The sequence below is a fragment of the Actinomyces capricornis genome (assembly GCF_019974135.1).
Lineage (GTDB): Bacteria > Actinomycetota > Actinomycetes > Actinomycetales > Actinomycetaceae > Actinomyces > Actinomyces capricornis.
This window is the reverse complement of the sequence record NZ_AP025017.1, coordinates 2,309,161-2,331,275: the sequence shown is the minus strand read 5'-3', so window position 1 is coordinate 2,331,275 and position 22,115 is coordinate 2,309,161. Positions and strand designations below refer to the sequence as shown.

Here is a 22,115-nt window from a genome sequence, read left to right as displayed (position 1 = left end):
CCGGCAGGCGGGATCAGCGGGCGGCGGGATCGCCGTGGGAGGGGCGGGAACCGTCCTCGACCTCGGGGGTGCGGGGCAGGTAGACGACCTCGCACAGCCCCTCGAGCTGGTCATTGAAGGTGTGGATCCAGTCCTCCCCCATGACGAACACGTCGATCTCGTGCTCGACGACGTCGGTGGTCTTCTGCTGCCAGGTGCGCTCGGGGATGACCTGGTCGACGTAGCGGATGGCCTCCAGCAGCGCCTTGCGCTGCTCGTAGTCGAAATAGGCGGTCTTGCCCTTGGCGGCATTGAACTCATCGGTGGACAGCGCCACGACGAGGTAGTCACCCAGGGCCTTGGCCCTGCGGAGCAACTCGATATGCCCATAGTGGAGCAGATCGAAGGTCCCATAGGTGATCACGCGTTTCATCAAGTCGATCCTCGGATAGGCAGGTCCGACGCTTGTGGGAATCGTACAAGCATTCGGCATCTTGTCGTCGATTGCGCGCACAGTAGTTGAACGCACATGCAGTTAGTCTAGAGACTTCGACAGCGCCGCGAAGGCCGTGTTATCGCACTGAGCCTGCCCCCGCGCTATGATCGTCCTCACCCACTATTGGGCACCCTGCAAGTAGGCCGAAAACCCGGCGGCCTCGTCTCCTGCGGCCCAGGATCCCGAGGCCGACACGTGATCTGCCCCCTGCTGGGCGCCGCGGCGGGCGCGTTGCCTGGGTCTCACGCAGGATTGCACGCCTGTCACAGCACCGGCCGGTGGTCACACTCCGGTTGCAGAGCCCGGCCTGGACTCCTCCTCGCGGCGGGGAGGGGATTCCCACAACTACAGTGGAGCAGGACAGCACGCGCCGCGCACCTCCCCGGTGCCCCGGCACGCATCCCGCCCGATCACCGCCGGAGGCCCTCGGTGAGTATCAGTGTCATGGCCGTCTACGCCACCACCGCGCAGGCCGGCGCCCTGGCTCCCCTCATCGAGGCGCTGAGCGCCCACCCGGGCTCGCGCACGACGACGGTGTCCACCGGCGAGCACCGCCATCCGGCAGGTCGGCCGCGCGCCGGCGATCCCGTGCTCCGGGCTGCGGGACAGGCGGCCCTCAGCCCTCAGGATCACCCGGAGGCAGTGAGGGCCGAGCACGACCTGGGCCTGACCGCGGGCGAGTACGGCCGCAATACCCTGACCGCGGAGATCTTCACCCGCTTCGGCCGCCTGCTGGCCTCCCAGCACCCGGACGCCGTACTCGTCGGCGGCATCACGACGTCGATCTGCGCGGTGGCGCTGACAGCCTTCAACCACGGCGTCCCGGTCCTGCACCTGGAGGCCGAGGCCGACGAGCCGCCCTGCTCGCCCTACCCTCTGGAGGCTGATCGCAGGCTCCTGGAGCGGGTGAGCGCCGTCCACCTGGTCACCAGGGCAGAGACCCGGGGCAGGCTGGTGCGCCAGGGGGTGCCCCAGGAGCGCATCATGTCAGCCGGCGCCCCGCTGCCCGTCCCGGCGCCCTCCTCAGCCCACTGCCCGGCCGCCTAGAGCCACACGCTGTTGAGCCTGCCTCCATCGGTGTCGCGCTTGGCGCCCAGGAGGTAGTCCTTGATCCGGGTGGTGGAGACCTCCGGGGTGCGCGGCAGGTAGACGAGCTCGCACAGGCCCTCGAGCTGGTCGTCGAAGGCGCCCTGCCAGTCCTCCCCCATGACGACGACGTCGATCCCGTAGGCCGCCACGTCGTCAGGCTTCTGCTCCCAGGTGATCTCGGGCACCACGAGGTCCACGTAGCGCACGGCAGAGATCATGGCCGCGCGCTCGTCATAGCCGTAGCGGGCCTGCTTGCCCTTGACCGCGTTGAACTCGTCGGTGGACAGTCCCACCACCAGGTGGTCGCCCAGGGCCCGTGCACGCCGGAGCAGCTCGATATGCCCGTAGTGGAGCAGGTCGAAGGTCCCATACGTCATCACGCGCTTCACAGTTCCGCCCTCGGCTCGTTGGGATGGCGTGCCAGGGGAGGAGGCACGGCGCTTTCCACCAGTCTTCCACGCCATGCAGGGCACACTCGCTCCACCCGTGGTCCCGCGGGCGGATCGAGGCTGAAATGAGACCCCGAGCCGGCCGCGGCGCCAGCATCGCGTCCCAGGCCGGGCCGGTGAGCGGTGGGGCGGAGCCGGCGGGGCCGGGAAGGATCAGTTGACGGTGGTGGGCAGCAGCTCGACGGACTCCGGGGCCGTCTCCAGGTACTCCCCCACCGTGTCCTGGGCGAAGGCGGTGAACAGCGCCTGGCTCCCCTGCGAATCGAGCTCGACGATGGATTGGCCGTCCGGGGAGGTGGACGTGCCCGCGACCGGGGCGGTCATGAAGTGGATATCGCCACTGCGCAGGTCACGCATCTGCCAGGCCAGGGACTGCATCTCATCAAGGGTGAAGGACTCATCCACGGCCACGGTCTGGGTGGCCGTGCGCAGGAAGGAGTAGAGCCTGGTGGGGCTGGATAGGGTGCCATTGCTGAAGATCTGCTTGACGATGGCGCGCATCCAGGCCTGCTGACGCTTGACACGGTCGAAGTCGCCGCCGGGCAGGGAGTCGCGCTCACGGGCGTAGGCCAGGGCCTGCGCACCGTTGAGCTGCTGGGGCCCGGCCTGGAAATCAGTGCCCGCCAGGGTCTGGGGCTCCTTGAGGTCGATGGTCACCCCGCCGATCTCATCGGTCAGGGTGGTGAAGGACTCGAAGTCGGCGATGGCCACATGGTGGATGCGGATACCGGTGAGGGCCTCGACGGTCTGGATCGTCAGGGAGGTGCCCCCGTAGGCGTAGGCGGCGTTGATCTTGGCTTGGCCGTGCCCGGGGATGTCCACCCAGGTGTCGCGGGGGATGGACACGACACTGACGTCCTTCCTGTCCCCACTGATCTGCATGATCATCAGGGCGTCAGTGCGCTGGGCCCCAGCCTCCCACTGGGAGGGGTCGCCCGCACTGATCCTGGAGTCCGAGCCCAGGACGAGGATGTTGGTGGCGGGCTGCTGATCGCCCTCGACCCGCTGGTGCGGCGCCCTGGTGGCGATGCCGGCGAAGGGGTCGGCGATGGTCTCCAGGCCCGAGCCCAGCGAATGGCGCAGCCACAGGCCCAGGCCCGCGATGACGAGGACCACCACGAGCACCACCATGCCGGCACTGAGCAGGACCGCCCGCAGGGTGCGACGTCGAGCCTTGCGCGAGCCCGAGGGCCCCGGGTCCTGGCCCTCCGCCGGGTCGGGGGCGGATGCGTCGTCGGCCGTGGGCTCCTGGGGGTCGGTGGGCGCAGGGGTCATGGTCCAATGGCACCATAGATCCGCGCCATTCTTATGCGCTTGCACCAAAATCACGCACGATTCACAGACTCGCTCCAGGAGCGGTACGCCGGGCCGGGTCGGGCAGGCCTCAGGTGAGCCGGTACATCCACCCGTGGGGATCGGGACGGCGCCCGTACTGGATCCCAGTGAGCAGGTCGTGGATCCTGCGGGTGACCTCGGTGCCGGCGATCTCCGCCTCCATGCCATGCCCTGCCAGGCGCCCGATGGGCACGACGACGGCGGCGGTCCCGCAGGCGAAGACCTCTGAGACTCGTCCGGAGACGATGTCCTCCAGCAGGCCCTGGAGGCTGATGGTCTCCTCGGTGACCCGGCGTCCCTCATCGCGCAGCAAGGTGATGATGGAGGCCCGCGTGGAGCCCTCCAGGATGGAGCCGGTGAGCCGGGGGGTGCGCACCGAGCCGTCGGCGTCCACCACCATGATGTTCATCCCCCCGAGCTCCTCGAGGTTCTGCTCGGTGGCGGCGTCCAGGAAGCAGACCTGGTCGCAGCCCGCCTCGTAGGCCTCCTGCTGGGGCAGCAGGGAGGAGGCGTAGTTGCCACCGGTCTTGGCCGCACCCGTGCCCCCGGGGCCCGCGCGGTGGTACTCCCTGCTCACCCAGATGCTCAGGGGCTCCAGGCCGTGGGGGAAGTAGTTGCCCGCCGGTGAGGCGATGACGTAGTAGTCCACCTGCCGGGCGGGGCGCACGCCCAGGAAGGGCTCGGAGGCGAAGGCGAAGGGGCGCAGGTAGAGGGACTCGCCCGCTCCGCCGGGGACCCATTCGTGGTCGGCCCGGACCAGGTCGACCAGGGAGGCGATGATGTCCTCCTCCTCCATCTCGGGCAGGGCCATGCGCCGGGCGGAGGCGTTGAGCCTGGCGGCGTTGTAGCGGGGCCTGAAGGTCCACACCGAGCCGTCCTGGTGCCGGTAGGCCTTGATGCCCTCGAAGATCTCCTGGCCGTAGTGGAGGACCGCCGCCGCCGGGGAGAGCGTCAGGTCCTGGTAGGCGATGATGCCGTGCTGGCCCCAGCCCTCGTCCTGGGTCCAGCGGGCATGGGCCATGTGGTCGGTGAAGGTGGTGCCGAAGTGCAGGTCCTCCAGGGCCTGGGCCCTCAGGGAGGCACTGGCGGCGCGCTCATTGCGGGTCAGGGGGAAGCGGCCGGCCAGGGAGTCGGCACTGGGGACCGGGACGGCCGCGGCGCGTGCCAGGGGCGTGGGCTGGGGGTCGGGACGGGTGGCTGTCTCGGTCATGGGCTCACCCTACCGCCGCGGCGGCGCCGCAACCCCGGATGACGGCGATGCTCAGGCCGCTGCCAGCCCCCGCCGGCGGTGGGCCGTGGTCCGGGCCGGGATCCCCTGGCGCGCTGCAGCACTCAGGCCTCCAGGGCCTGGGCGATGGCATCGCCGATCTCTGCGGTGCTGCGGCTGCGCCCATCGGCCCTGCCGGCCATATCGGCCTCGACAGCGGCCTCGATGCGCCGGGCGGGGCGGGTGTGGCCCAGGTGGTCGAGCATGAGGGCGGCCGCGGAGATGGTCGCGGTGGGGTCGGCGATGCCCTGGCCCGCGATGTCGGGGGCCGAGCCGTGCACGGGCTCGAACATGGAGGGGAAGGCGCCCTCGGGGTTGATGTTGCCCGAGGCCGCCAGGCCGATGCCCCCGGTGATGGCCCCGGCCTCATCGGTGAGGATGTCGCCGAAGAGGTTGTCGGTGACGATGACGTCGAAGCGCCCGGGGTCGGCGACCAGGTAGATGGTGGCGGCGTCGACATGGGCGTAGTCCACGGTGACCTCGGGGTACTGGGCGGAGACGGCCTCGACGGTGCGCCGCCACAGGCCCCCGGCGTGGACCAGCACATTGTGCTTGTGGACCAGGGTCAGGTGCTTGGCGGGCCGGGAGGCGGCCTTGGCGAAGGCGTAGCGCACGACCCGCTCGACGCCGAAGGCGGTGTTGACGCTGACCTCGGTGGCGATCTCCTGGGGGGTGCCCTGGCGCACCACTCCCCCATTGCCGCAGTAGAGCCCCTCGGTCCCCTCGCGCACAACGACGAAGTCGATCTGCCCGGGCTCGGCCAGCGGGGTGGGCACACCGGGGTAGAGCTTGGAGGGGCGCAGGTTGACGTAGTGGTCCAGGGCGAAACGCAGCCGCAGCAGCAGGCCTCGCTCCAGGATCCCGGAGGGGACGGAGGGGTCACCCACGGCGCCCAGGAGGATCGCGTCGTGGCCCTTGATCGCCTCCAGGTCCTCATCGCTGAGGGCCTGCCCCGTGCGCTGCCAGTACTCGGCGCCCAGGTCGTAGTGGGTGGTGGCGATCTCCACCCCGGTGCCGCTGAGGGCCTTGCCCAGGACCTTGAGCGCCTCGGGCACCACCTCCTTGCCGATGCCGTCGCCGGGGATCACTGCCAGGTCAATGGTCGTCATGGCACCAGCCTACGGCCATCGCCACGATGCGGACCTCGGGTCTCGGATCGTGGGTGCCCCGGGGCGCACGGCCCGACGACGGGGGCGCAGAATGCCGGGGTTGGCTGCAGAACGGCAGTCTGAGCAGCGGATCGCATCTCGGGGAGACCTGCAATCCGCTGCCATCCCCTGCATGATGCAGACAACCCCGCGATCTGCAGCCGTCCTCGTCACGCTCCTCACAGCTCCTGGGCCCTCTGCGAGGCCTACGGGCTCAGCACGCTCCTCAGGTGGGGCCGCACGGCGACCATCGACTCGATGAGGCGCTCACGCAGCCGCACCCACGCCCCCAGCCCGGCAACCCCGCCCTCCGGGTTGATGGCCCTGATCGTCTCGGAGCGGAACCGGCCCCATTCCAGGTCACTGGCGCTCCGCTCCGCCCAGGCCCTCAGGACGGCCTTGGGATCGGAGACCTCCTCCAGTGCCCGCAGGCGACCGATGCTCCAGTGCCCGGACAGCCATACCCGATATGCCTCATCACCCCAGAGCTGGGCGAGGGCCCAGGCCTCAGTCTCCCGGACGGGCACCACAGGGACGATGTGGCGGTGGCCGTGAGGGCGGAGGATCTCCTCCTGCCTGGCGCGCAGCCCTGCCTGATCGGCATCACGGTGGACGAAGACCAGTGTGAAGCCCTCATCCTCCGCCAGCGCGGCGATCTTCTCGGCCACCGGCGCATGCCGTAGCCGGCGGGGAAGCCTCACCGCCTCCACGCGGACGTCATCACCCGGGACCAGGGACATGACGAGCCCCTCCAGGGGCGAGGTCAGGCTGTCATCGGAGGTGCCCTCCCCGATGAAGGCGCAGTTCCAGAAACCGCTCACTGCTCGCCCTCGGCCATGACGGGGCTCTCCAGGAAGTCGATCAGCTCGGTGCGGGAGACCGGCTGGATTCGCCGCTCATCCCCCGGCCCCTCCCGGCCCGCGGCGCGCCAGGTGCCTGGGAGCGGGTGGAAGGAGGTCGACGTCGTCACCTCCCCTGCTCCCGAGCTCCGCCGCCAGGAGACCGCGCACAGGACATCCCCCGGGGCGGCCTCCAGGACCTCCTGGACGACATAGGGCGAGTGGGTGTTGATGACCACCTGACCGTACCCCTCCTGTCCCTCCTGCCGGGGCCCCGCCATGGAGCGGAGCAGATCGAGCAGGGCGCGGAGGCGGGCAGGGTGCACCCCGTTCTCCGGCTCCTCGATGAAGACCGCCCCTGCGCCGTCGATGCCGGTGGCCAGGGCACCGAGCACCAGCAGTCTGAGGGAGCCGTCCGAGAGCGCACGTGCGGGCAGCTCGGGGCCCTCCCCCACCTGGGCGCGCAGCTCCAGGAAATCGCCGTTGCGGATGACCTCGAGATGGCGCAGGTCGAGCAGATCACCCAGGGCGCGGCGAAGGCCGTCATAGATCTGGGCGCCCCGCTCCTCGGCACGGGCATTGAGGGCCGCGGGCAGATGGGCGCCCGAGTCCGCCAGCCGCCCGGCCTCGTCGATGCTGTCGGCGGCGCGGATGAGGCTCGGCTCCAGGGCCAGGAAGCGCCATGAGCGCAGCTGCGCGGCCACCTGCCCGGGAACCGTCCCGGCACGGGCCTGGGACAGGGCGGTCCTGTCGAGCTCCCCGACAAAGTAGGAATGATCAGGGATGGACGGAAACTCCCCATCATCACGAGGGCCGAGATACTCCTCCGGGTCCCGATCGTATACATCCCAGACCATCGTCCCGCTCCCCGCCTCGTAAGCCAGCGGGATCTGCGGGCCAGGCTCGATATAGGTCCTCCTGCTCTGCGGGACCTGCACCGCCTCCGCCAGCGCAGGGCAGGCCGGAGGCCTGGTCGCCGACTCCAGGGACTCGGTGATGAGGCGGATCGGAGCCGAGCGATTGCCCCGGTACTCCGTATCCACACCCAACTCGACCTCGTAGCGCAGATAGGTATCCCGAAGAGTGACCCTGCGCCCCCTGGCGTCCCTGAGGCTGCCGGGGATGATCATCTCGGCGGCCAGGCGCAGATTCTCCTCCCCGGATAGGACCGCCGCGCTGAGCACGGACTCCTGAGTGCCGCGCTGGCCCGGCACCGAGCGGACCGAGGCGATCGCATCGTTGAAGGAGTGGTCCGCCAGGGCACCGAGGAAGGCGATCGCATCGAAGAGGTTGGACTTCCCCACGCCATTGGGGCCCGCAATGCAGGTGAAGGGCCCCAGGTCCACGGCGACATCCCTGAGGTTCTTGAATCCAGAGACCTCGAAGCGCGTGAGCATCCACTCTCCCCTTCCCGCCGCGCCATGCTGCAAGCCGCGGACTCAGTGTATCGGCCGCGCCCACCGGACTGCGGGGGCCGGGAGACGCGGGGCGGACCCGCGCCTGCTCGGGGCAGGGCACGGGTCCGTCCGGATTCGACCGTCGTCGACAGCCGCCCGCACTGAGGAGGGGACGGCGCCGTCGGGGCAAGGCTCAGCGCGAGACGGAGCCCTCGGTGTAGTCCTGGTCCAGCTCGGCGCGCCAGGCGAACATGGAGCGGACCTCGCGGCCCACCGACTCGATGGGGTGGGCCTCGCCCTTGGCGCGCAGCTCCTTGAACTCCGGGGCGCCCGCGGCCTGGTCGTCCATGAAGCGCTTGGCGAAGGTGCCGTCCTGGATGTCGGCCAGGACCTCCTTCATGTGCTCCTTGACATCGGGGGTGATGACGCGGGGGCCCGAGACGTAGTCGCCGTACTCGGCGGTGTCGGAGATCGACCAGCGCTGCTTGGAGATACCGCCCTCGACCATGAGGTCCACGATGAGCTTGAGCTCGTGGAGGACCTCGAAGTAGGCCATCTCCGGCTGGTAGCCGGCCTCGGTGAGGGTCTCGAAGCCGTACTGGATGAGCTGGGAGACGCCGCCGCACAGCACCGACTGCTCGCCGAAGAGGTCGGTCTCGGTCTCCTCGCGGAAGCTGGTCTTGATGGCGCCGGCGCGCGTGCCGCCGATCGCCTTGGCGTAGGACAGCGCCAGCTCCCAGGCGCCGCCCGTGGCATCCTGCTCCACGCACACCAGGGCCGGGACCCCGCGGCCGGCCTCGAACTCGCGGCGCACGGTGTGCCCGGGGCCCTTGGGGGCCACCATGATGACGTCGATGCCCTCGGCGGGCTTGATGTAGCCGAAGTGGATGTTGAAGCCGTGGGAGAACAGCAGCGCCGAGCCGGCGGTGATGTGCGGCTCGATCTGGGAGGTGTAGAGCTCGGCCTGGACCTGGTCGGGCGCCAGCACCACGACGACGTCGGCCCAGGCCACAGCCTCGGCGATCGGCTTGACGGGCAGGCCGGCCTCCTCGGCCTTGACCACGGAGGAGGAGCCCTCGCGCAGGCCCACCGCCACCTCGACGCCGGAGTCACGCAGGTTGAGGGCGTGGGCGTGGCCCTGCGAGCCGTAGCCGATGACGGCGACCTTCTTGGACTGGATGATGGACAGGTCGGCGTCGTCGTTGTAGAACTTCTCAGCTGCCATAGTTGCTTCTCACTTCTCCTTGAGTTGATCGGTCATGGCTCGGGGGCCCCGGGTGATCGCGACCGTACCGGATTGGACGATCTCCTTGACGCCGTAGGGTTGGAGGGCGGTCAGCAGTGCCCTGACCTTGGACTCCGAGCCGACGGTCTCGATAACCACGGAGGTGGGGGCGACATCGATGACATGGGCCCGGAACAGGTCGACGACCTGGAGCACCGCGGTGCGGTTGGCGTCGTCGGCGCGCACCTTGATGAGGTACAGCTCGCGCTCCACGGAGGTGGCCGGGTCGAGCTCGACGATCTTGAGCACATTGACCAGCTTGTTGAGCTGCTTGACCACCTGCTCCATGGCCAGGCCCTCGGCGTCGGCGATCACCGTGATCCGCGAGATGTCCTCCCGCTCGGTGGGGCCCACCGCCAGGGAGTGGATGTTGAAGCCGCGGCGGGTGAACAGGGCCGAGACGCGCGTGAGCACGCCCGGCTTGTTCTCCACCAGGACGGACAGTGTGTGCGTGTGGCTCACCTATCTCACTCCTCTTCCCACTGGGGGCTCATGCCCCGGGCGTGCTGGATCTCGTCATTGGACACCCCGGCGGCGACCATCGGCCACACCTGGGCATCGGCCGAGACGATGAAGTCGACGACGACGGGGCGGTCGTTGATGGCATTGGCCTGGGCGATGACCTCATCGACATCCTCCAGGCGCTCACAGCGCAGGGCCGCGGCCCCGTAGGCCTTGGCCATGGTGACGAAGTCAGGGATGCGCACCGTGTCCGCCCCGGTGTGCAGGTCGGTGCTGGAGTAGCGCTCCCCGTAGAACAGGGTCTGCCACTGGCGCACCATGCCCAGGGAGGAGTTGTTGATGATGGCCACCTTGATGGGGATGTTGTTCAGGGTGCAGGTGGCCAGCTCCTGGTTGGTCATCTGGAAGCAGCCGTCACCGTCGATGAGCCACACCGGCCGATCGGGGTGGGCCTGCTTGGCGCCCATGGCCGCGGGCACGCCATAGCCCATGGTGCCCGCGCCCGCCGAGGTCAGCCAGGTGTGCTGCTGGTGGAAATCGATGTAATGGGCGGCCCACATCTGGTGCTGGCCCACTCCGGTGACCCAGATCGTGTCCGGGCTGGCGGCCTTGCTCAGGTGGGTGATGACCTCCTGGGGCTGGAGCAGGCCGTCGTCGGTATCCGTCCACTCGGTGGGGTAGGTGGCACGTGCCCGCGCGATCTCGGCATGCCAGGCCGAGGTGTCGACGGGCCCGGCCTCGGCGATCGCCTCGCGGTAGGCCCGGGTCAGGGCGGGCACGACCTCCGCCAGGTCGCCGACGATGGGCACATCGGCGGTGCGGATCTTGGAGATCTCCGCCGGATCGACGTCGACGTGGATGACCGAGGCGCGGGTGGCGAAGGTCGAGGGCTTTCCGGTGACCCGGTCGTCGAAGCGGGCGCCCAGGCACACCAGGAGATCACTGCGCTGGAGCGCCCCCACGGCGGTGACCGTTCCATGCATGCCCGGCATGCCCAGGTTGAGCGGGTGGTCGGAGGGCATGACGTCCAGCGCGGTCAGCGTGGTGACGAAGGGCGCGCCGATGAGATCGACGAGCTCGGTGAGATCCGCGGCCCCCACCCCGGCGCGGTTGAGACCGCCGCCCAGGTAGAGCACGGGGCGCTCGGCGGCGGCGATGGCCTCGGCGGCCTGGGCCAGGCGGCGCGGGTTGGGCCTGCCCGGCAGGTGGTATCCGGGAAGGTCCATCGCCGGCGGCCAGGAGAACTGCGTGCTCCCCTCCAGCGCGTCCTTGGCGATGTCGATGAGCACAGGACCCGGGCGCCCGGAGGCGGCCAGGTGGTAGGCCTCGGCCACGCGCGGCACGATGTCATCGGCGCTGGTGACCAGGAAGGAGTGCTTGACGAAGGGCATCGTCACGCCCAGGATGTCGGCCTCCTGGAAGGCATCGGTGCCGATGGCCCGACTGCTGACCTGGCCGGTGATGGCCAGCATGGGGACGGAGTCCATGTGCGCATCGGACAGGGGCGTGACCAGGTTCGTCGCACCGGGACCCGAGGTGGCCACGCACACGCCCGGCTTGCCCGTGACCATGGCGTAGCCCTGGGCCGCGTGCCCGGCGCCCTGCTCGTGGCGCACCAGGATGTGGCGGATGCGCTCGCTGGCCAGAAGCGGATCGTAGAAGGGAAGAATGGCTCCACCGGGCATACCGAAGATATCGGTGACCCCCAACTCCTCCAAGGACCGCACAAGGGCCTGGGCTCCGGTCATCACCTGCCGGTCCTGGCCTGAGGGAGCGTCCTTGCGCGTCATCGCTCGCCCTCCTGTTCTTCGTGCTGCTCCCAGCACTCTGCCGGGTAGAAGAACCGTAAGGCAGCTCATGGGCCGAGTCACATCAGGGAACCTGTGATCTCACATCGTGGGACCATGCACTGTGCTGGAGGGTGATCGACACCCCGTCCACGCGTGCCCTCCGGGGCCGGCCCGGCGCAGACCCTGTGCAGACCCGGGCCGGCCGCGCACTGCCCCCTCGCCGCGGGCCTTCGGCCACCGACCGACCCCGGCCCTTGGTCCAAGGCATGCTCATGACGAGATGACACAATGATCTCGTCTGCGGAGGCCAGCGCAGTGCGCACCGAGCGTCACCGGCCTCCCACCCTCGCTCCACGCTCGCCCTGTTGACGGCGGCATGACGAAAGGCGGCACACCCCTGTGGTGACCACGGTCCTTGAACATCTGTCCGAGAACTCCGTTCTCACCCTGTTCCTGCTCATCGGCCTGGGCATGCTGCTGGGCCATGTCAAGGTCAAGGGGGTGAGCCTGGGGGCCGCCGCTGTCCTCTTCGCCGGGATCGGCCTGGCCGCCCTGGGCACGTCCCACGGCGCGGAGATCGAGGTGCCCCACGAGATCGGCATTCTGGGCCTGGCGATCTTCACCTTCGCCATCGGCATCCAGTCCGGACCGAACTTCTTCCACGTCCTGCGCACCGCTGCAGGGCCCCTGAGCCTGCTGCTGGTGCTGCTGCTGGCCGGGGCGGGCGCCGGGGTGGCGGTGGGCCGCGCCCTGGGCATGGACAGCGCCCTCATCGCCGGCACCTTCGCGGGGGCGATCACCAACACCCCGGCCCTGGCCGCGGCGGGCAATGCCGCTGTCACGGCGGGGAATCCCGAGGGGACCGCCGTGGCCACGGTGGGCTACGCCGTGGCCTACCTCTACGGCGTGGTCGGCATGCTCTTCTTCTGCCTGCTGGCGCTGCGCTACCGCCGCAGCGACAAGGACACGCCCTCCCCGCTGATCAACCGCACGATCCGGGTCGAGCGCGAGGACGGCCCCGTCATCGCCGACATCATCGAGAAGATCTCCGGGGAGCTGAAGTTCTCCCGGCTGCGGCGCGGTGAGACCGGCCCGATCATGCGGCCGACCAATGACGACCGTCTGTTCAAGGATGACCTGGTCACCGTCGTGGGCACCCAGGAGGCCGTCAAGCAGGTGATCTCAGCGGTGGGCCACGACTCCTCCCACTCCCTCATCGAGGACCGCAAGTACCTGGACTTCCGCCGCATCACCGTCTCCGACCCCAAGCTGGCCGGGCGCACCATCGCCGATCTGGACATCGACCGGCGCTTCGGGGCGACGATCTCGCGGGTGCGGCGCGGGGATGTGGACATGGTGGGCTCCCCCGAGCTGGTCCTCCAGCAGGGCGACCGCGTGCGCGTCGTGGCGCCCACCGGCCGCATGAAGGAGATCTCGGCCTACTTCGGGGACTCCGCGCGGGGCCTGTCCTCCATCAACCCCGTGGCCCTGGGCCTGGGCATGGCCCTGGGCATCATCATCGGCGAGTGGCGGTTCCTCACTCCCACGGGGGCCACCTTCTCCATCGGCTCGGCGGCCGGCACCCTGATCGTCGGCCTCGTCTTCGGCCGGATCGGCCGCATCAAGGGCTTCGTGACGGCCATGCCCTTCACGGCGACGGCGGTGATCGCGGAGTTCGGTCTGCTGGTCTTCCTGGCCCGTGCGGGCGTGACCGCCGGCGGCCAGATCGCTGAGGCCTTCACTGGTGGTGACTGGTGGAAGATCCTGGTCACGGGCTTCGTCATCACCACGATCGTGGGCCTGGGCCTCTATGTCTCGATGCGGTGGATCGTCAAGATGGGCGGCACCCGCCTGGCGGGCCTCATCGGGGGTGCGCAGACACAGCCGGCGGTTCTGGCCTTCGCCAACGAGCGCACTGGCTCCGATCCGCGTGTGGCCCTGGGCTACGCGATGGTCTACCCGGTGGCCATGATCGTCAAGATCTTCCTGGCCCAGATCCTGGGCGGGCTGTAGCGACGGCGATGCGCCCACCCGACGCCGTGACGTCGGGTGGGCAGGCGGTCAGCGACTGGCGTGCGCCTCGGCGGCTGCGGTAGGGGCCTCGGGGCGCCGGTGCTCGGGCAGGGCGGAGGTGGATACGTCGTGGCGCCAGTTGTGGTCGGTCAGGATACGGGCCAGGGCCAGACCCACACCGATGGCGGTGATGACGAAGAAGACCTCCACGAGATTGGCCATGGCGGTATCGATCGCGACGGTCGGGTCCGAGCCGTGCTCGTTGAGCGCGGAGACGGCGCGGTAGAAGGGCACGCCCGGGATCATGATGACGACAGCGGGCACCGACAGGGCCACACGGGACTGGGAGGACCGTGCCACGAAGAGCTGGGCCATGAGGCCGATGACCATGGCGGTCAGGCCGACGGCGAGCTGCCAGGGGATGCCGAGCTCGTCGATGAGGAGGAGCCGGCCGGTGTTGGCCAGGGCGCCGATGACGGCGGACAGCAGGCAGGCACGGGCAGGGGCGTTGAACAGGACGGCGAAGCCGTAGGCGGCCACGAAGGAGCACAGGAGCCGCAGTACGTAGAGCAGCACCCCGGTGGGGGCGGCTGTGCTGGTGGCGTCGACCTGCCAATGGAAGGCGTGGGTGACACTCCATACCGCCACGCCGGCGGAGGTCATCACCATCACCACATAGGCGAAGCGTGAGAGCGCTGAGGAGAAGTCCTGTCGCACGAGGTCGAGCATGGCGGTGACCATGGGGAAGCCGGGGATGAGGAAGAGGATGGCGGAGATGATGCCGCCCTGGTGGTTGCCCGGAGCCAGGCCGCTCAGGCGCAGCAGGGCGATGAGGCCCATGTAGAGGGAGGATGAAGCGGTGCCGCAGAGGAGCCAGGTCAGAAAGTGCTGGTAATGGCGCACCAGGAGGGTGCGCCGCAGGTACTGGCCCACTGCGGCTGCGATGAGCACGCACAGGCACTCGGGCCAGCCGCCGGCGTTGAGAAAGCAGAATCCGGCGCATGCCAGGCCTGAGGCGAGGGCGTTGACCGGGGCGCTGTACAGGCCGTGCGTGGCCTCGACCTCGTCGAGCTTGGCGTTGAGCTCCTCGGCGCTCTCGCGCTCTCGCAGATCATGGACGATGCGGCGCAGCCGCTCCAGCCTGGCGACGTTGACTCCGCCCCGGCGCACCTCGGCGGTCTCAGTGCGGAAGCGCTGCCCCACATAGGAGGAGGTGACGATCTCCGTCATGGTCACGGTTGCCTCATGGCGGTCAATGCCCAGGGCGGCCGCCGTGCGGGCCATGGAGGACTTCACGCGGTAGGAGCCTGCGCCGGCGGCGAGCATGAGGCGGCCCATGCGCAGGACGAGGCCGGAGCGGAGCATGAGGGACTCCCTCTCGCCATCCCTTGCTATGGGCTCGGCCTCGTGTGCCTCGGGAGCCGAGGCCGTCATGCGGCCTGCCGCATCTTCACCTGCGGTATTGATGCCGTCGTGCGTGCTCGCGGTGGTTCCGGCGTCGTCGGCAGTGCGGTGCCGGACCCCGGCAGGAGTATCGGCGGGTTCATGCGGATGGAAAGTCACGTCGCAATGGTGCTCCTCCCCGTCTGCGGGAGGGGCAGTGATGCATATAGTGGGTCGGAGGCGGCCGCATGTTGAGATGGGCGGGATATATCGCGGTAGTCGCCGATAGGAGGAAAAAGCGGCCCCGCACGCCCCCGGGTTTGTTTGGGGGTGTGCGGGGCCGTTGTGGTGTGTGCTCGGTGGTGTCCTACTCTCCCGCACCCTGGCGGGTGCAGTACCATCGGCGCTGGCTGGCTTAGCTTCCGGGTTCGGGATGGGTCCGGGCGTTTCCCTGCCGCTGTGACCACCGAGACGTCTTGTGGTGCCACGTGGGTGTGTGGCTGGTGGCCGCCCCCCACTACTGCTGTTGTTGGGGGGTGGTGTTCTATGGTGTTATGCGCTTGGGACCCGTGGTGGGTTGGTTGTGGACCGTATAGTGGGCGCTTGGTGTGTGGTGCTCGCGTGCTCTCACCCGCCCAATGAGTCTTGGGTGGGTGTGTGTTTTGTGTTGGCCGATTAGTACCAGTCAGCTTGTACCATTACTGGTTGTACACTTCTGGCCTATCCACCCAGTGGTCTACTGGGGGCCTTCCACCCCACTGGGGGGTGTGGAGACCTGGTCTTGGAGATGGTTTCCCGCTTAGATGCTTTCAGCGGTTACCCGTCCCGAACGTAGCCAACCAGCCGTGCCCCTGGCGGGACAACTGGCACACCAGAGGTTCGTCCGTCCCGGTCCTCTCGTACTAGGGACAGGCCTCCTCAAGTCTCCTGCGCGCGCAGAGGATAGGGACCGAACTGTCTCACGACGTTCTAAACCCAGCTCGCGTACCGCTTTAATGGGCGAACAGCCCAACCCTTGGGACCTGCTCCAGCCCCAGGATGCGACGAGCCGACATCGAGGTGCCAAACCATGCCGTCGATATGGACTCTTGGGCAGGATCAGCCTGTTATCCCCGGGGTACCTTTTATCCGTTGAGCGACGACCCACCCACACGGGATCGCCGGATCACTAGTTCCTACTTTCGTACCTGCTCGACCCGTCGGTCTCGCAGTCAAGCTCCCTTGTGCACTTGCACTCAACACCTGGTTGCCGACCAGGCTGAGGGAACCTTTGAGCGCCTCCGTTACTCTTTAGGAGGCAACCGCCCCAGTTAAACTACCCACCAGGCACTGTCCCTGACCCGGATCACGGGCCCAGGTTCAGGCGCGCACCATAACCAGAGTGGTATCTCAAGGCCGACTCCACCACCGCTGACGCGGCGGTCTCATTGTCTCCCACCTATCCTGCACAAGCTATGAGGCACGCCAATACCAAGCTGTAGTAAAGGTCCCGGGGTCTTTCCGTCCTTCTGCGCGAAACGAGCATCTTTACTCGTAGTGCAATTTCGCCGAGCTCATGGTTGAGACAGCGGAGAAGTCGTTACGCCATTCGTGCAGGTCGGAACTTACCCGACAAGGAATTTCGCTACCTTAGGATGGTTATAGTTACCACCGCCGTTTACTGGGGCTTAAATTCACCCCTTCACCACCACGAAGGGTGGTTGAGGGCTCCTCTTAACCTTCCAGCACCGGGCAGGCGTCAGTCCGTATACATCGCCTTACGGCTTCGCACGGACCTGTGTTTTTAGTAAACAGTCGCTTCTCCCTGGCCTCTGCGACCCTCACCCCTAGCCCGCAACGGGGCTTCAGGGCTCGGGCCCCCCTTCTCCCGAAGTTACGGGGGCATTTTGCCGAGTTCCTTAACCATGATTCACTCGTGCGCCTAGGCATACTCTGCCCGACCACCTGTGTCGGTTTAGGGTACGGGCGGCTGGCACCATCGCGTCGAGGCTTTTCTCGGCACCCCAGGATCACCCTGCTATCCCCCACCACCGGTGGGGTCACCATCACGCCTCACCCCTGCCACCAACTGGCGGCTGGCCCCCGGATTTGCCTGGGGACCGGGCTGCGCGCTTGAACGGGCCAAGCCATCAGGCCCGCGGAGGCTACCACTGTGCGTCACCCCTGTTAATACGCTTGCCTACCTGCACGGAGGGTCCCCAGACCCCGGCCCCCCACCACAGCCCCACCACCCCGAAGGGCAGCAGCAGCCATGGCACACAGGAGACCCGGGCGTGGGTCAGCACCCGCGCGTCAGCATGGGCGGTGCTTCGCCGGTACGGGAATATCAACCCGTCATCCATCGACTACGCCTGTCGGCCTCGCCTTAGGTCCCGACTCACCCAGGGCGGACTAGCCTGGCCCTGGAACCCTTGGTCATTCGGCGCTAGGGCTTCTCACCCTAGTATCGCTACTCATGCCTGCATTCTCACTCCCACGCAGTCCACCCACGATCACTCCCGGGCTTCACCCCACGCAGGACGCTCCCCTACCACCCCCGGCCCCTGAACACCCCACAACAGGTGGGACGCTGGGGAACACGCCGGGGATCCGCGGCTTCGGCGGTGTGCTTGAGCCCCGCTACATTGTCGGCGCACGACCACTTGACCAGTGAGCTATTACGCACTCTTTCAAGGATGGCTGCTTCTAAGCCAACCTCCTGGTTGTCTGCGCGACCGCACATCCTTTCCCACTTAGCACACGCTTAGGGGCCTTAGCCGGCGATCTGGGCTGTTTCCCTCTCGACCACGGAGCTTATCCCCCGCGGTCTCACTGCCGCGCTCATACCCGACGGCATTCGGAGTTTGGCTGACGTCAGTAACCCTGTGGGGCCCATCAGCCACCCAGTAGCTCTACCTCCGCCGGGCAACACACGACGCTGCACCTAAATGCATTTCGGGGAGAACCAGCTATCACGGAGTTTGATTGGCCTTTCACCCCTACCCACAGCTCATCCCCCCAGTTTTCAACCTAGGTGGGTTCGGTCCTCCACACGCTCTTACACGTGCTTCAACCTGGCCATGGGTAGATCACCCCGCTTCGGGTCCAGAACGCGCCACTACACTCGCCCATTTCGGACTCGCTCTCGCTACGGCTACCCCCCACGGGTTAACCTCGCGACACGCCACTGACTCGCAGGCTCATTCTTCAAAAGGCACGCCACCACCCCACACCCCCAAAAATGAGGACACGAGGCTCTGACGGCTTGCAAGCGCCCGGTTTCAGGTACTATTTCACTCCCCTCCCGGGGTACTTTTCACCATTCCCTCACGGTACTATCCACTATCGGTCATCAGGAGGTATTCAGGCAGCCAAGTGGTCTTGGCAGATTCACACAGGATTCCACGAGCCCCGTGCTACTCGGGCACCCCACCCGCACACACACGCACCAGTTCAACCTACGGGGGTCTCACCCACTACGCCACGCCATCCCAGACGCTTCGGCTACCAGCACACGCACGCACCGCCCTCCGGCAGAAGAGCAACAGCAGAGCCCCACAACACCACGCACGCAACCCCTGCCGAGTATCACACGCACACGGTTTAGCCATCATCCGCTTTCGCTCGCCACTACTCACGGAATATCTTCTCCTACGGGTACTGAGATGTTTCACTTCCCCGCGTCACCCCCCACGCCCTATACAATTCAGACGCAGGTGACACGACATAACTCGTGCCGGGTCCCCCCATTCGGAAACCCTCGGATCACAGCCCGCCAGCCGGCTCCCCGAGGCTTATCGCAGGCCACCACGTCCTTCATCGGCCCCTGATGCCAAGGCATCCACCGAACGCTCAAAAAAACAAAACACAAACAAAACACAAACAGAACACCAAAAACACATACAGCACTACCAACAAGAACCCCACACCACACCAGGCAACACCAGATGCACGCGCGGGGCCCTCATCAGATGCTCGCGCCCACTATACAGTTCACAACCAACCCACCCACACCACCAACCACACCCCCCTCAGGATGCAGCCAGCAGCCAGGCCACCCAGGGCACGATTGCCCCAGAACCCGACAGCATGCCACCAGCCCCACCCCACGACCACCCCCCACAAGGAAGGGCACCCCCAGGACCAGGCCGCACCACCACCCACCACACCCCCACCCCCCCAAACAAGAAGGAGCCAAGGAGCGCACCAGACAGCAGCAGTTCCCTACACCACGCCAACACTCCAGGCCCACCAGCCCCAGACCCAGCACCAGGCCCGCACCCACACAGGGCTACGGCAACAAACCCAGCACCAGACCCCACCAGGCCAGCACACCAAGAAAGAAACTCCCTAGAAAGGAGGTGATCCAGCCGCACCTTCCGGTACGGCTACCTTGTTACGACTTCGTCCCAATCACCAGCCCCACCTTCGACCGCTCCCCATAAGGCCACGGGCTTCGGGTGTTGCCAGCTTTCATGACGTGACGGGCGGTGTGTACAAGGCCCGAGAACGTATTCACCGCAGCGTTGCTGATCTGCGATTACTAGCGACTCCAACTTCACGGTGTCGAGTTGCAGACACCGATCCGAACTGAGACCGGCTTTAAGGGATTCGCTCCGCCTCACAGCATCGCAGCCCTCTGTACCGGCCATTGTAGCATGCGTGAAGCCCAAGACATAAGGGGCATGATGATTTGACGTCATCCCCACCTTCCTCCGAGTTGACCCCGGCAGTCTCCCGCGAGTCCCCACCACAACGTGCTGGCAACACAGGACAAGGGTTGCGCTCGTTGCGGGACTTAACCCAACATCTCACGACACGAGCTGACGACAACCATGCACCACCTGTAAGAGCGCCAAAAAATGGAAGCCCCGTCTCCGGGACGATCGCCCTCATGTCAAGCCTTGGTAAGGTTCTTCGCGTTGCATCGAATTAATCCGCATGCTCCGCCGCTTGTGCGGGCCCCCGTCAATTCCTTTGAGTTTTAGCCTTGCGGCCGTACTCCCCAGGCGGGGCACTTAATGCGTTAGCTACGGCGCGGAAGAACCCGGAAAAGGCCCCCCACACCTAGTGCCCAACGTTTACGGCGTGGACTACCAGGGTATCTAATCCTGTTCGCTCCCCACGCTTTCGCTCCTCAGCGTCAGTAACGGCCCAGAGACCCGCCTTCGCCACCGGTGTTCCTCCTGATATCTGCGCATTCCACCGCTACACCAGGAATTCCAGTCTCCCCTACCGCACTCAAGCCGGCCCGTACCCACCGCAAGCCCCCAGTTAAGCCAGAGGATTTCACGACAGACGCGACCAGCCGCCTACGAGCTCTTTACGCCCAATAATTCCGGACAACGCTCGCGCCCTACGTATTACCGCGGCTGCTGGCACGTAGTTAGCCGGCGCTTCTTATCCAGCTACCGTCAACCCACCCACAAAGAGATGAGCCTGCTTCACTGGCGAAAGAGGTTCACAACCCGAAGGCCTCCATCCCTCACGCGGCGTCGCTGCATCAGGCTTGCGCCCATTGTGCAATATTCCCCACTGCTGCCTCCCGTAGGAGTCTGGGCCGTGTCTCAGTCCCAGTGTGGCCGTCCACCCTCTCAGGCCGGCTACCCGTCACCGCCTTGGTAGGCCATCACCCCACCAACAAGCTGATAGGCCGCGAGCCCATCCCCCACCAGAAAAAAACCTTTCCCAACCCATGCATGCGCACAGACCAGAATATCCCGTATTAGCCCCACTTTCATGAGGTTATCCAGAAGAAGGGGGCAGGTTACTCACGTGTTACTCACCCGTTCGCCACTCATCCACCCAAAAAAGGGCTTCACCGTTCGACTTGCATGTGTTAAGCACGCCGCCAGCGTTCGTCCTGAGCCAGGATCAAACTCTCCAAACAAAACAATCAGAGAAAACTATCCCCATGGCCCAACCCACCCCACAAAAAACAAGGCAGGCAAACCAAAAACAAAACAGACCCAACAACAACCCCACACACCACACAAAACATGCAGCACACAGAACCATCATCAAGCCCAACATGGCATAAAAAACATGACACACTATCGAGATCTCAAACAACACACCCAGCAGGTGCTCACGGCGCTCATCGCAAGTGCCGTTCGCTCTTGCGAGCAACAGAGAAAACTCTAGAGGAAACTCGGCCCGGTCGTCAACTCCAGAATCGGTGACCCTGGTCGCATCGAAGGCCGCTCTTGAGTTCTCATCACCGCGGAAGACCTCCCCCATCAGGGCGGTCCGCAGCGGCAGGAGGAACTATAAGCAGCCGGCCGGCCGCCGCGTCAAGCCGCGGCGATACGACCCTCGCCACACTCCCCCACCGGCCCTCATCGCCCCGCCGACTCCTCACGACCCTTCGTCCCACACCCCTTCACCCCGCACTCGTCGGCCCCCGTTCCGGCCGATTCCGCCGTTGCTGCTGGTGCGGCACCTCGCCCGGCCACCGGCACGAACACGCGCGCGTCACCGAAGCGTGACACCGGTGCGCCCCATGCCCTAGGGTCATCCCGCACTTATTCAACGATCAACATCCTGTGAGTACCGGCACGTCGGGCGATCAGCCCGGGACGCGCCCCACTGGCCACCTGATCCTCGATCATCGAAAGGCACGGCATGTCCACCACTCCTACATCGTCCGCCCCGGCCTCAGCAGTGGTCATGAGCGACCACATCGTCACCCGCCCCGGCGCCCGCAGGGCGCTGGCCGCACTGCGGCTCCTCATCGGCTTCTACTTCCTGTGGGCCTTCCTCGACAAGACTTTCGGCCTGAGCTTCATGACCCCTCCCGACCAGGCCTGGATCCGCGGCGGCCAGCCGGCCCAGGGCTTCATCATCGCCGTCACCGGCGATGGTCCCCTGGCGGGCTTCTTCTCCCTGTTCGCCAATGCTGCGGGCGATGTGCTGTTCATGCTCGCCCTGCTGGGCATCGGCACCGCCCTCATGCTCGGCATGGGGCTGAAGGTGGCCGCGCTCAGCGGCACCGCCCTCATGTTCTTCCTGTGGCTGGCCGAGTTCCCGCCCCTGAACGTCGGGCAGGCCACCAACCCGATCATCGACACCCACTGGGTCCTGGCCGCCGCCATGATCGTCATCGCCCTGACCCGGGCGGGCGACACCTGGGGCCTGGGCCGGTGGTGGTCACGCATCGTCGGGGACTCCTGGCTGCGCTGATCCTCAGCGGCGCCTGAGCGGG

At 66.9% G+C, this 22,115-nt stretch carries 14 protein-coding genes and 3 rRNA genes; 3 read left to right on the top strand and 14 right to left on the bottom strand.

Going from position 1 to position 22,115, the window contains the following annotated elements; translation table 11 throughout:
- Positions 1–13: 13 nt before the first annotated feature.
- The gene (gene tagD, locus MANAM107_RS09530) at positions 14–412 is read right to left on the bottom strand and encodes a glycerol-3-phosphate cytidylyltransferase (RefSeq protein ID WP_179900292.1); all 399 of its coding nucleotides are present in this window, start codon (positions 410–412) and stop codon (positions 14–16) included.
- A gap of 492 nt (positions 413–904) precedes the next feature.
- On the opposite strand from tagD (MANAM107_RS09530), the gene MANAM107_RS09525 reads away from it, so the two are divergent.
- Complete coding sequence (locus tag MANAM107_RS09525; protein WP_223907768.1) at positions 905–1,522, top strand: UDP-N-acetylglucosamine 2-epimerase; 618 nt, start codon at positions 905–907, stop codon at positions 1,520–1,522.
- Here MANAM107_RS09525 and tagD (MANAM107_RS09520) read toward each other — a convergent pair.
- The 9 genes from tagD (MANAM107_RS09520) to MANAM107_RS09480 form a co-directional block, all read right to left on the bottom strand.
- Positions 1,519–1,953, bottom strand: a complete 435-nt coding sequence (gene tagD / locus MANAM107_RS09520) for a glycerol-3-phosphate cytidylyltransferase (protein WP_223907764.1) — start codon at positions 1,951–1,953, stop codon at positions 1,519–1,521. The two genes, MANAM107_RS09525 and tagD (MANAM107_RS09520), sit on opposite strands and share 4 nt — an antisense overlap.
- A gap of 213 nt (positions 1,954–2,166) precedes the next feature.
- On the bottom strand, positions 2,167–3,288 hold the full coding sequence (locus MANAM107_RS09515) for an LCP family protein (protein ID WP_223907762.1): 1,122 nt from the start codon (positions 3,286–3,288) through the stop codon (positions 2,167–2,169).
- Positions 3,289–3,397: 109 nt separating this feature from the next.
- On the bottom strand, positions 3,398–4,558 hold the full coding sequence (locus MANAM107_RS09510) for a branched-chain amino acid aminotransferase (protein WP_223907760.1): 1,161 nt from the start codon (positions 4,556–4,558) through the stop codon (positions 3,398–3,400).
- A 122-nt stretch (positions 4,559–4,680) separates the two neighbouring features.
- Positions 4,681–5,724 carry a 3-isopropylmalate dehydrogenase gene (locus MANAM107_RS09505; RefSeq protein WP_223907758.1) on the bottom strand — a complete coding sequence of 348 codons (1,044 nt, stop codon included), beginning with the start codon at positions 5,722–5,724 and terminating at the stop codon, positions 4,681–4,683.
- A 245-nt stretch (positions 5,725–5,969) separates the two neighbouring features.
- The gene (locus tag MANAM107_RS09500) at positions 5,970–6,584 is read right to left on the bottom strand and encodes a hypothetical protein (RefSeq protein WP_223907755.1); all 615 of its coding nucleotides are present in this window, start codon (positions 6,582–6,584) and stop codon (positions 5,970–5,972) included.
- Positions 6,581–7,999: an AAA family ATPase gene (locus MANAM107_RS09495; RefSeq protein ID WP_223907752.1), complete on the bottom strand. Its 1,419-nt coding sequence runs from the start codon at positions 7,997–7,999 to the stop codon at positions 6,581–6,583. The genes MANAM107_RS09500 and MANAM107_RS09495 overlap by 4 nt, the downstream gene beginning before the upstream one ends.
- Before the next feature lie 193 nt (positions 8,000–8,192).
- Complete coding sequence (ilvC, locus tag MANAM107_RS09490; protein WP_223907750.1) at positions 8,193–9,224, bottom strand: ketol-acid reductoisomerase; 1,032 nt, start codon at positions 9,222–9,224, stop codon at positions 8,193–8,195.
- A gap of 9 nt (positions 9,225–9,233) precedes the next feature.
- Positions 9,234–9,746 carry an acetolactate synthase small subunit gene (gene ilvN / locus MANAM107_RS09485; protein ID WP_179900300.1) on the bottom strand — a complete coding sequence of 171 codons (513 nt, stop codon included), beginning with the start codon at positions 9,744–9,746 and terminating at the stop codon, positions 9,234–9,236.
- A 5-nt stretch (positions 9,747–9,751) separates the two neighbouring features.
- Positions 9,752–11,536: an acetolactate synthase large subunit gene (locus MANAM107_RS09480; protein ID WP_223907747.1), complete on the bottom strand. Its 1,785-nt coding sequence runs from the start codon at positions 11,534–11,536 to the stop codon at positions 9,752–9,754.
- Positions 11,537–11,938: 402 nt separating this feature from the next.
- Between MANAM107_RS09480 and MANAM107_RS09475 the strand changes: the two genes are divergently transcribed.
- Positions 11,939–13,549, top strand: a complete 1,611-nt coding sequence (locus MANAM107_RS09475; protein WP_373314045.1) for an aspartate:alanine exchanger family transporter — start codon at positions 11,939–11,941, stop codon at positions 13,547–13,549.
- 48 nt (positions 13,550–13,597) lie between these two features.
- Here the strand turns inward: MANAM107_RS09475 and MANAM107_RS09470 are convergent, their stop codons facing one another.
- From MANAM107_RS09470 to MANAM107_RS09455, 4 genes are all read right to left on the bottom strand, one after another.
- Entirely contained in the window at positions 13,598–14,914 is a 1,317-nt protein-coding gene (locus tag MANAM107_RS09470; RefSeq protein ID WP_179901596.1) for a threonine/serine exporter family protein, read from the bottom strand.
- 372 nt (positions 14,915–15,286) lie between these two features.
- A 5S ribosomal RNA gene (rrf, locus tag MANAM107_RS09465) occupies positions 15,287–15,403 on the bottom strand.
- A gap of 185 nt (positions 15,404–15,588) precedes the next feature.
- Positions 15,589–18,779, bottom strand: a 23S ribosomal RNA gene (locus MANAM107_RS09460).
- Between the two features lie 486 nt (positions 18,780–19,265).
- A 16S ribosomal RNA gene (locus MANAM107_RS09455) occupies positions 19,266–20,801 on the bottom strand.
- Together the 16S, 23S and 5S rRNA genes form the textbook arrangement of a ribosomal RNA operon.
- Positions 20,802–21,580: 779 nt before the next feature.
- Between MANAM107_RS09455 and MANAM107_RS09450 the strand changes: the two genes are divergently transcribed.
- Positions 21,581–22,093 (top strand): DoxX family protein, encoded by a 513-nt coding sequence (locus tag MANAM107_RS09450; protein ID WP_223907742.1) that lies wholly within the window; start codon positions 21,581–21,583, stop codon positions 22,091–22,093.
- The last annotated feature ends 22 nt before the right edge of the window (positions 22,094–22,115 follow it).

Excerpts from the sequence above, each read along its gene's own strand:
- tagD (WP_179900292.1), bottom strand. The coding sequence starts at position 412 with ATGAAACGCGTGATCACCTATGGGACCTTCGATCTGCTCCACTATGGG.
- MANAM107_RS09515 (WP_223907762.1), bottom strand. The coding sequence starts at position 3,288 with ATGACCCCTGCGCCCACCGACCCCCAGGAGCCCACGGCCGACGACGCA.
- MANAM107_RS09510 (WP_223907760.1), bottom strand. The coding sequence starts at position 4,558 with ATGACCGAGACAGCCACCCGTCCCGACCCCCAGCCCACGCCCCTGGCA.
- MANAM107_RS09505 (WP_223907758.1), bottom strand. The coding sequence starts at position 5,724 with ATGACGACCATTGACCTGGCAGTGATCCCCGGCGACGGCATCGGCAAG.
- MANAM107_RS09495 (WP_223907752.1), bottom strand. The coding sequence starts at position 7,999 with ATGCTCACGCGCTTCGAGGTCTCTGGATTCAAGAACCTCAGGGATGTC.
- ilvC (WP_223907750.1), bottom strand. The coding sequence starts at position 9,224 with ATGGCAGCTGAGAAGTTCTACAACGACGACGCCGACCTGTCCATCATC.
- MANAM107_RS09480 (WP_223907747.1), bottom strand. The coding sequence starts at position 11,536 with ATGACGCGCAAGGACGCTCCCTCAGGCCAGGACCGGCAGGTGATGACC.
- MANAM107_RS09470 (WP_179901596.1), bottom strand. The coding sequence starts at position 14,914 with ATGCTCCGCTCCGGCCTCGTCCTGCGCATGGGCCGCCTCATGCTCGCC.
- MANAM107_RS09450 (WP_223907742.1), top strand. The coding sequence starts at position 21,581 with ATGAGCGACCACATCGTCACCCGCCCCGGCGCCCGCAGGGCGCTGGCC.